Consider the following 9,684-nt stretch of genomic DNA (forward strand, 5'->3'; position numbering starts at 1 on the left):
GAGTGGGAGAGATGCCATCCCACGAGTATTCTGCAGAGAAGCCTTTGGATGAACAGTTGCTTGCAATTGGGAAAACGTTTGCTATGACCATCACTGGCAGAGACTTCATGAAACTGTCGCGGGTGGTGATTTCTCGCTTTATTCAGGCCCCTGAGTGGGCACACAACACCCTTAAGGCACATGCCCGGTTGAGGCAGGACATGATTACTTTCTTTAAAGCAGGGACTAAGGATGGCCGCTTAAAGATTAGCAATCCAGAAAAGGCTGCCGCTCAGTTCTGTGGGTTGATTAAGGAAATCGCATTCTGGCCAGAGTTGATGGCAGGACAGAAGCCTATCTCAGCACGGGAACGGAATTCGGCTGTCAAGGCTGCCGTGGAAATGTTTTTGGACCATTACCAGACATCCTAAACGTCCAGGAACTCATCAGTTATGTGGAACCTACGCGGACAAGCGAGGGGACTCGAACAGAAAATTGGAGTCTTTGAGATAAAGTCTCCCTTCATTCGCAAGCAATTCTGGTCGTCACCCAGTTGGGTTTGTTGGGGCATCGGAACAAGAACCAACGCTAAGGCTGTAACGATCTGACAGACTGGGTTTCAAACGCTAATTTTGACGATTTTCAAAGTATTGAGATCCTTAGAACCCTTTTCAGGCATAGATTTCAAGGAAATGACACTTTTGGTTTAGCCGTTGCTTAGGCATTGTAAGCATTGCTGGGCTTAGTTTTGAGCGGCTAACGAAGCTCGATTAAGTCATAGTCATGTGTTCGAGAGTAGGTTGTCTACTTCCAGACAGCTATGGATAAGGTGTGAAAAAGACCCAGTACAGACACAACAACAATTACATGAACGTTAGATGAAAACGATCTAGGGGGAGATCTACTTCTGTCCTCTTAAGGGATTGTGACAGTTGGTAAATCTTGAACAATTTCAAACAGTTGACTCCTTAACCATTCATGGGCTGGATCGACCTGACTACGCTCGTGCCACATCATTTGCAAGAAAGCAGGAGCTATTTTGAGAGGCAACTCAGTGATGTGTAAGTCCGTTCTAAAAGGACTCCGCTCCACCATACGGAGAGGCATTGCTGAGATTAAATCAGAACCTGCAATCAGTTCAGGAACCAGCGTAAACTGATTAACCGTTAGGGCAATATGGCGACTCAAGTCCATCTCCCTCAGTTGTTTATCAACCAGTCCTGTTGCCTCTCCAGTTAAAGTTACAAGGAGATGATCAGCCTTGATGTATTGCTTGAGAGTCAGTCGTTTATGGGCTAAAGGATGGTCTTTGCGCATGATGCAGATGTAGCGATCAACAATAATCTCCTGCACTCTGAGCCGAACAGTCGAGCGATAAAATCGCCCCATGGCCAGATCAATTTCAGATTGTTCGAGCAGCTTCGCCGCATTAATGTTTGTGTTCGGAACGATGCGGATATTTATATTGGGTGCGGAATGAGCCAAAATTGGTAGCAACTTTGGTAAAAAAAGAGCTGCCGAGTAATCAGCCATTGCCAATGTAAACGTCTGTATTGATGAAGAGGGCTCAAATGAAGGTGGCGAGAGCGCTAGTCGAATATGCACTAGCCCCTCACGAATCGGTCCCCAGAGTTCTAGAGCTTTAGGCGTTGGACTCACGCCGCTCGGAACTTTCAAAAACAGTTCATCATTAGTAATGCGTCTGAGCCTTCGAAGCGCATGACTCACAGCAGGTTGAGTCATATTTAATCGTTCAGCAGCACGGCTAACATTTAACTCCATCATCACAGCTTCAAAGATATGGAGTAGATTGAGATCGATCTGATTATGCACTGAATTCATAATATTTATATTTATCATGAATTAGACATTATAATACAGCCCTTTTATAGTCGAAATATGGCAACGCGGTAAATCCGCTGGAGCCATGAGAATAAAGGGTTTTGAAAGGGCAATCGTATATGTCAGAGATAAAGACAGCTTTGGTAATTGGCGGGACAGGTGCAATGGGACAAGCGGTTGTCCGTTCATTGCTTCAGGACAGTGTTGATTGGCAAATCGCCATTTTTTCGCGCTCTCCCGATAGTGAAACAGCGCAGCAACTCGTTGAACAAGGGAAGGGGAAAGTTTCTATTCGCCAAGGCGATCTCAACGATGAAGCTAGCCTTCAGCAAGCAATGACAGATGTAACCGCTGTCTTTTGCAATACTAATTTTTGGGCAGAAGCTAGTTTTACCGTTGAAAAGGAGCAGGGGGTTCGCGCTCTTGAATTAGCTCGACAGTCAGGTGTGGATCACTTCATCTACTCATCCTTAGATGCAGTAGCTTCACTATCTGGTGGTCTATTAATGCTCCCTCACTATGATGCAAAGGCAGCGGTCGAGCACGAAATCGACTGGCGACGCTCCGATGAATACATGCAACAGGTCGATGATGGTTGGTACTCCAATCACGTCAGCGTGTTGGTAACAGCCCCTTACTTTGAGAACTTTCAATCCATCTTTTTACCAGAATCTGGAACGCTCTCCGATGGCCGAGAAGGATTACTGTTCACTGGCCCACTTTCGGGTGATGCGCCCTGGCAGATGGTTGCATTGGATGATATCGGTACCTTCGTAACCATAATGCTATCTGACCGAAAGACTTGGGGCGGTAGAACGCTGCGTGTTGCGTCCGAAGAATTACCGATGTCTAATGTCGTCGACACTTTCACTCTGGTGACAGGCATTCCAGCTGAATACAATCCGCCCACATTGGAAGCCTATTTGTCGTCCGGGATTCCCAATGCCCATGACGTTGTCAATAACTTTAGGCTCTATCGAGAGGGGTACGCCGCCCCCCGTGACTATGAATTCCTGAGACAACTCCACCCTGGTCTACGTTCGTTTGCAGATTGGCTAAAAGAAACTAACTGGAAGGGTGAAGCCCGTGCAGTGCAAAAAGATCCAATCACTGGCAGTAAGTAACGCTAGTTATTTAACGAGATAGCTAGAACGATTCAATATACTCATAAGGACAAAAACATCATGACTAATTATCCGAATATTCTTGTTGTAGGTGCAACCGGGAAAGTTGGAGGTGAAGCGCTACGACAACTCCAACTGGAGGGAGATAGTAATCCCATTGCCGCAGTTCGTTCCCCAGAACAAGCAAGGACTTTCCAGGATCAAGGCATTAAAACGGTTATTCTCGATCTAGATGAGCCCGAAACCCTAGAACCTGCACTCAAGGGCATTGATCGCGCTCTGCTCTTAACCGGATATACCGTCGATATGTTGCGTCAGAGTAAGCGATTTTTGGATGCAGCCCAAACAACAGGTGTTCAGCATATTGTTCATATTGGTGCATCCACTGCACCCACGAATGAAGTATCCCACTGGGGATGGCATCAAATGGTGGAAGCCTATATTGAGAAGAAAGGCTTTAGCTATACTCACTTACGCCCAGAAGCTTTCATGCAAAACATAACTGGCCCCGGCTTCCGATGGTTGGATGGTACCGTCATTCGCCATTTTGCTGGCCGTGCTCGCTGGAGCTGGATTGACTGCGATGACTTGGCCTTAGTGGTTGCCCATGCTCTAAGGGAGCCAGAGAAATATGCGGGACAAGTGATTCCCTTAGGTTACGACGCTAAGACCTTTGATGAGGTTGCAGAGATTTTTACCCAGGTGACAGGCCAAAACTTCACTGCCGAGGCTCGACCGCCAGAGGAGTTTTTGGAAAATTCGTTAGCTGCTGAGGCTGATCCAGCGTATATCAACAGTGTCTATACACAATTCAAGCTCAATAACGAAGATGCTATTCCTAATGCTGATGCTACCTTCAATAATTTTGCAGCAATTACCGGGCGTAAGCCAATGACTTGGCAGACGTTCGCTAAACGACATCGAAATCATTTGATTGCTTGATGTTGTGTGAGGGTAAGTGCAACTTAAAGACAGAACATGATCGGTGGTCGCCTCAATAGGAAACATGACTGGGACAGTAGCTCTAGGCCACCAACACTTCGGTTAAGGTAAACCCGCCATCAGTCTCAGAAAGTGAGTTTGAAGCATGGCAGTCGCCATACTATTCAGGACGCTAGATGCAGGACATGCTCCATTGCTGCTCTGAGAGACCCAAAATGGTCTAATTGGGACCAGCGGGCGCATTCGCACAGAAAGTTGCGCTTTTACCTAAAGCCCTTTCCCTGTATAGCCTCTAGATCAAGATATTGGAATCCGCTAAGAAAACATTCGTTAATATACCGCCCTGGAATCAGCCAGAGATTGACCGTAAACAGCAGATGAAAAAACATCTAATGATCAAACGTTTCATCTTGCTCACTGAAAAGCGAGATTGCATCTCCTCTCAAGAAAAACAATCCCGCCTTCAATTCAGCAGAATAAAGGAACACTATCTGTCGATGACCTTTGATAAGGATGCACTGTTATGGGCATTTGCTGCTTCCAGATTAGTCCGGGTAGGCTTGGGCATAAACCAGCGACCGAATCGCGCATAGAGGGCCGGAATCACCAATAATGTGAGGGCTGTGGAAGTAAATAATCCTCCAAAAACGACAATTGCCAATGGTTGGAGGATTTCGTTGCCCGCACCACTGGTGATCGCCAGCGGCAACATCCCTAATGCTGAGGTTAGAGCTGTCATTAGGATGGCGTTTACTCGTTCCAGAGAACCCTGGACCACCGCTTTCTGGAGCGGCAATCCCTCCGCAAACTTGCGGTTGTAATTGTCCACCAGCAACAGACCATTGCGGACGGCAACCCCAAATAAGGTGATGAAACCGATCAGAGAAGCCACTGACATGACACCGCCCGTCAACAGGATGGAGACGATGCCCCCTACTAGCGTCAGGGGCAGGTTGATCATGATCGCCACGGTCGCTGGGAGGGATTTAACGGAGAATAACATCAGCACCGCAATCGCAATCGCTGCCAGAATGCTGTACACCAACAGATTATTAGTGGCGTTTTGCTCTGCCTCAAACTGCCCGCCGTACTGAATAAAGTAGCCGTTGGGCAATTGCACCTTCTCTTGAATTTGAGCTTGAATGTCGCCGACGACGCTGCCCAAATCCCGATCATCAACGTTGGCCGACACGACAATTAGGCGGGACACATCTTCGCGGTTGACAACATTTGCCCCCATGCCATAGCCAATATTAGCCACATCACCTAGTGAAATCACTTCCCCTGTTGGGGCCGACAGAGGAATCGCGCTGATGGCATCTAAGCTATTTTTGGCCGATTTGGGCAAGGCGACGGTAATGTCAATCAACTGTTGATTTTCCGGCACTTGAGAAACGACACGACCGTTCAGGGCCGTTTCCACCACGGTGGAGAGCTGAGCCATCGTCAGACCATAGCCCGCTGCAGCTTCCCGGTCGTACTGTATCTGTACCTGGCGGATGGGCAGTTGAGGCTCCAGCTGTAAATCCACCACCCCTGCAATCGGTTCGATGGTATCGCGTACCTGCTCACCAATACTCCGCAGTTTAGCCAAGTCAGGGCCAAAGATTTTGATAGCGATCGCACTCCTTACCCCAGAAAGCACCTCGTCCATCCGGTGGGAGATAAACCCACCCACGTTCGGCGCGACCCCCGGTAGTTTCAGGAAGGCTTCTCGCAATTGCTTAACGCTAGCGTCTCGATCCTTCAACGCTTGGTCACTGAGTTCGATATCGACATGAGCCATATTTACCCCCGCACCATCCGCGTCGCCGGGAGACCGACCAGCCCGTACCTGCACCCATTTGTAAAGCGGATTATCCTTCAGGGAGTTTGCTAGGGCATTGCCCGCACCATTGGTAATATCCAGCGATATGCCGGGAAACAGGACCATCGAGTTAACAAGAGATGTTTCCTGAAACTCTGGCAAAAACACCCGTCCCAAGGACGGCACGATAGCCGCGACCGCGACTAAGGCCGCCAGGGCCAGGGCAAAGATGAACTGAGGTGCCCGCATCGACAGCCCCAGCAGTGGACGATAGAGCCGTTCGGCGAATCGTGACACAAACGTGCCTTCCTGGGGTAAATTCTGATTGGCTAGTAAAATGGCACAGAGCGCAGGCGATAGGGTCATCGCCACTAACGTTGAGGCCAGAATTGAAAAGAGATAGGCCAGCCCCATTGGAGCAAAGATGCGGCCCTCAACCCCAGTCAAGCTAAAGATAGGGGCAAACACGACAACAATAATCACCGTGGAAAAAATCACCGCTAGCCGCACCTGCACTGAGGTGTCAAACACTACCTGAAAAGGTGGTTTGGGCTTACCCTGGGCTTGATTCGTGCGTAGACCGCGATAGCAGTTCTCCATATCCACAATTGCGTCATCCACCACCGAACCGATGGCAACCACCAGCCCTCCCAAGGTCATCGTGTTAATGCCAAGGCCACAGGCTTTCATAAACAGCAGGCCAATCAGCAGTGATAGGGGAATGGCGCTGAGAGTGATAAGTGCCGTGCGCCAGTTCATCAAAAACAGCAACAGGATTACCGATACAATCACCACACCTTGAAGGAGAGAGCCGCTGACATTGCGAATGGCTAAGTCAATAAAGTTTGCCTGCCGAAACGTGCGGGTCACCTGTACATCGCCTGGAAAGGTGGGCTGCAAATCAGCGATCGCTTTCTCTACTGCGTGGGTGACGGTAGGCGTATCCACTGCGGGCTGCTTGTTAATCATCAGCACCACGGCTGGCTGACCGTTAAGGCTAGCATCTCCCCGTTTTAGGGCAGCTCCAGTCTTTACCGTAGCTACATCTTTCAACAGAATTGGCTGGCCGTCTCGTGTCTTCACGACCGACCTCTGCAAGTCCTCAACGGATTGAATTTGACCCATACCCCGCACCAGCAATTCTCGGCCCCCTCCGATCAAGAAACCTCCGGGTGCATTGGAGCTAGCTTCAGCAGCCGCAGTGGTGACTTCATTGAGGGAAACATTGCGTTCCTTCAGCTTGGCTGGATCAATTAGGATCTGCTCCTGGCGTTCATCACCGCCATAAATCGTCACTTGGGAAACGCCGGGGACTGAGAGAATCTGGTTTTTAAGGGTGACATCGACCAGGCGGCGCAGATCCATCATGGATGCCTGCCCCTGTCCGTCTATGGTGAAGGCATACTGAAGAATCGTGCCCAGCGGTGATACCAGCGGTGAGATTTCAGGTGGATGGGCATTGTCGGGAAGTTGGTTAGTGACCTGTTGCAAACGTTCAGTCACCGCTTGCCGTGCTTGGTAGATATCGGCATTCTGATCGAATACCACGCTGACCATCGACAGACCCACTTTTGAAGACGATCTTACCGTCGTCACCCCAGGTAAACCATTGACTGAACTTTCAATGGGCACGGTGATCTGGGTTTCTACCTCTTCTGGGGCCAGTCCCACGGTTTCAACCTGGATATCCACCTGGGGCGGGGCAAAGGGGGGAAACACATCCAGCGGCATTTGAGTGACGTTAAAAACGCCCCAAATCGTAACTACAATGGCTCCCGCGACAATAAACCACCGCTGAGCAATAGAATTTTTGAGAATTTGATTCAGAAGTGCATTCAACATCTATCCAGAAGTTCCCCTAACGGTTGAAAGAGGTATCTTCTGACAAGGTGCTTTTCTTTTTTCGACCGTTGCCGATCAACGCGATTGCCGCGACAGTTAGCCCGAGGCCACCTCCCACAGCAGCCAGCAGAACCTTAGGCATATCACCAGACTCTTTAGCGGTGGCAGTTTCACTGGAATCGCTCTTGACCATGTTGCCATCTGTGTCATGGCTGTGTGGAGTGCCTTCCGCATCGGCCTGGGCATGAGTTTTATCGGTCGCAGCGGTCGCAGGTGCCGCTGCTTCGGTGGTTTGAGTTTTGCGGGACTCCGCATACAGAGACAAGCTGCCCTCGGTCACGAGCTGTTCATTAACCGACAACCCTTCTAATACTTCAACCATTTCACCTTGGGTAGCTCCTGTGGTGACAGGCACTGGCTCATAGAAATTTTCGTACTGTACAAACACCAGTTGCCGATCGTTATCTTCGACCAGAGCGGTCACGGGAATCATGACTTTACCACTACCGTCAGCGGCAGGCTCAATCGGGCTGACCTGTATACCGAGCAACGAATCCGTTTGAGTGTTGACCTCGACGCGATTGATGCCACCTTCAGCTTGAAACTCATCGCCATGTCCGGCATGAGCTAGGGCAGCAGATGGGGTCACAGCCAGGCTCAGGGCCAAAATAGAACTCAATAAGGGCAACTGCTTCATGGAAACCTCCTCGCATTTTTTGACAGCAAGCAGCAAAATCCCCAACAGAATGCCACAGGCTAGATGAAATCCAGGTGAAATGTCGCGGATGAAAACCAGATATAAAGAGCAAAGACTCTAGAACAGTTAGCTTTGCGGATATCTATCGTTCTCAGAGATGGTCTGGTAAGTGGTTGCGATGAAAGTGGAGATGACGGTGGGGGGCATCAGCCGCTAAATTGGCCCAATGTATGTGCTGGTGATGTTTATCGTGGCGATGTTCATGGTCGTGCCACAAGCCATTCCTGACAGCATCATGACTTGTCGGTGGCCACAGGGTATGAGCACCGCCCCAAAACGTTATCCCAATCAGACTGCTGCCCAGGAATGCCCATGCCGGGAAATGTCCCCCTAACCACCCAGCCAGGGGGTAAGAGAAGGCCCACCAAAAATGGCTCCAAGCAAACTGAGCACCGTAAACTCGGCCTTGCACGTCCCTGTCAACTCGGTCGGCGATCAGGGTTTGGGTGGGCACATTCACCAGGGTTTGTCCAATTCCAGCTATTGCCCATAACAGGAATAAGCCGCCTAGTCCCACCCAATTAGCAGGTAAGAGCGCTACGGTGATCAAGATTGCGCCGAGACTGGTCAACACTGTCTTGTTTAATGTTGGACTGAAACTTCCTAACCCCAAAGATGCAAGCGTTGCGCCAATTCCAAACGCCGCCATCACCCAACCATATTCCAGCTTGCCAAGTTGGAGAGTGCCCTGAACATAACCCACAGTATTGACCAGAATCGCAGCCCCCACAATCGCAGCGACCAGTTGCATCAAGAGCGTATGTCGAATCAGTGGATCGTGAAACAAACAAGTGGTGCCCGTGCGAATATCCTGCCAGGTGCGGCGCATGGTTTTCGCCTCCTGCTGATTTTGGGTGACCCGCAATTGCCCCGGCAGGGTGACCACCAAAATCGCGGCCAACAGGAAGGTCAGCCCATCGAGCCAAAAGACCTGTCGGGTGCCCACAAACGCGGCGAGGCTTCCGGCTAAGCCAGGACCAAGCACACCCAAAAGCTGATAGGTGGCACTGGAAAGGGCAATCGCTTGCGGATACTCAGATTGAGCGGCCACCAGGGGAATTGTGGCAGTGTAGGTGGGGGTAAAAAAGGCAGAAAACACGTTGAGCGCCAGCACGATCACGTATATCTGCCAGGGCTGAGTAACGAAGGGCAGTAGACACACGATGACCATACGAGCCAGATGGGTCAACACCATGATTTGCTTGCGGTCTACCCGGTCAGCAATCACGCCTGCTAGCGGCGACAGTACCACAAAGGCAGTGACTCGCAGAGTAAGGGCGGTGGACAAAATTACCCCAGCGTTTTCGCCCACTAGTTCAAAGGCCAGTAGTGCCAGTCCTAACCAGGTGAGGGCATCACCAATCAGGTTAATGGTCTGGGCAGAGTAGAGG

The 9,684-nt window shown here is 50.1% G+C and carries 7 protein-coding genes; 3 read left to right on the forward strand and 4 right to left on the reverse strand.

What is annotated here, in order from left to right; translation table 11 throughout:
• Positions 1-410 (forward strand): TetR/AcrR family transcriptional regulator C-terminal domain-containing protein (locus Q0991_RS05200; RefSeq protein ID WP_299486143.1); only part of this gene is annotated, 410 nt, incomplete at its 5' end.
• A gap of 484 nt (positions 411-894) precedes the next feature.
• On the opposite strand, the gene Q0991_RS05205 is transcribed toward Q0991_RS05200, so the two are convergent.
• Positions 895-1,821, reverse strand: a complete 927-nt coding sequence (locus Q0991_RS05205) for a LysR family transcriptional regulator (RefSeq protein ID WP_299486145.1) — start codon at positions 1,819-1,821, stop codon at positions 895-897.
• A 119-nt stretch (positions 1,822-1,940) separates the two neighbouring features.
• Between Q0991_RS05205 and Q0991_RS05210 the strand changes: the two genes are divergently transcribed.
• Positions 1,941-2,945, forward strand: a complete 1,005-nt coding sequence (locus Q0991_RS05210; RefSeq protein ID WP_299486147.1) for an NmrA/HSCARG family protein — start codon at positions 1,941-1,943, stop codon at positions 2,943-2,945.
• A 60-nt stretch (positions 2,946-3,005) separates the two neighbouring features.
• Positions 3,006-3,887 (forward strand): NmrA family NAD(P)-binding protein, encoded by an 882-nt coding sequence (locus Q0991_RS05215; RefSeq protein WP_299486148.1) that lies wholly within the window; start codon positions 3,006-3,008, stop codon positions 3,885-3,887.
• Between the two features lie 487 nt (positions 3,888-4,374).
• Here the strand turns inward: Q0991_RS05215 and Q0991_RS05220 are convergent, their stop codons facing one another.
• The 3 genes from Q0991_RS05220 to Q0991_RS05230 all read right to left on the reverse strand — a co-directional run.
• Positions 4,375-7,536, reverse strand: a complete 3,162-nt coding sequence (locus tag Q0991_RS05220) for an efflux RND transporter permease subunit (RefSeq protein ID WP_299486150.1) — start codon at positions 7,534-7,536, stop codon at positions 4,375-4,377.
• Positions 7,537-7,552: 16 nt separating this feature from the next.
• A complete protein-coding gene (locus Q0991_RS05225; RefSeq protein ID WP_299486151.1) occupies positions 7,553-8,233 on the reverse strand; it encodes a cobalt transporter in 681 nt (226 codons plus the stop codon).
• A gap of 151 nt (positions 8,234-8,384) precedes the next feature.
• Positions 8,385-9,684: MFS transporter (locus Q0991_RS05230; protein WP_299486152.1), on the reverse strand; the 1,300-nt coding region annotated here is incomplete at its 5' end.

Source organism: Acaryochloris sp. IP29b_bin.137 (genome assembly GCF_028285745.1).
Lineage (GTDB): Bacteria > Cyanobacteriota > Cyanobacteriia > Thermosynechococcales > Thermosynechococcaceae > Acaryochloris.

Bases quoted from the DNA above. Each gene is read 5' to 3' on its own strand.
- Q0991_RS05205 (WP_299486145.1), bottom strand. From the start codon at position 1,821: ATGAATTCAGTGCATAATCAGATCGATCTCAATCTACTCCATATCTTT.
- Q0991_RS05220 (WP_299486150.1), bottom strand. From the start codon at position 7,536: ATGTTGAATGCACTTCTGAATCAAATTCTCAAAAATTCTATTGCTCAG.
- Q0991_RS05215 (WP_299486148.1), top strand. From the start codon at position 3,006: ATGACTAATTATCCGAATATTCTTGTTGTAGGTGCAACCGGGAAAGTT.
- Q0991_RS05225 (WP_299486151.1), bottom strand. From the start codon at position 8,233: ATGAAGCAGTTGCCCTTATTGAGTTCTATTTTGGCCCTGAGCCTGGCT.
- Q0991_RS05210 (WP_299486147.1), top strand. From the start codon at position 1,941: ATGTCAGAGATAAAGACAGCTTTGGTAATTGGCGGGACAGGTGCAATG.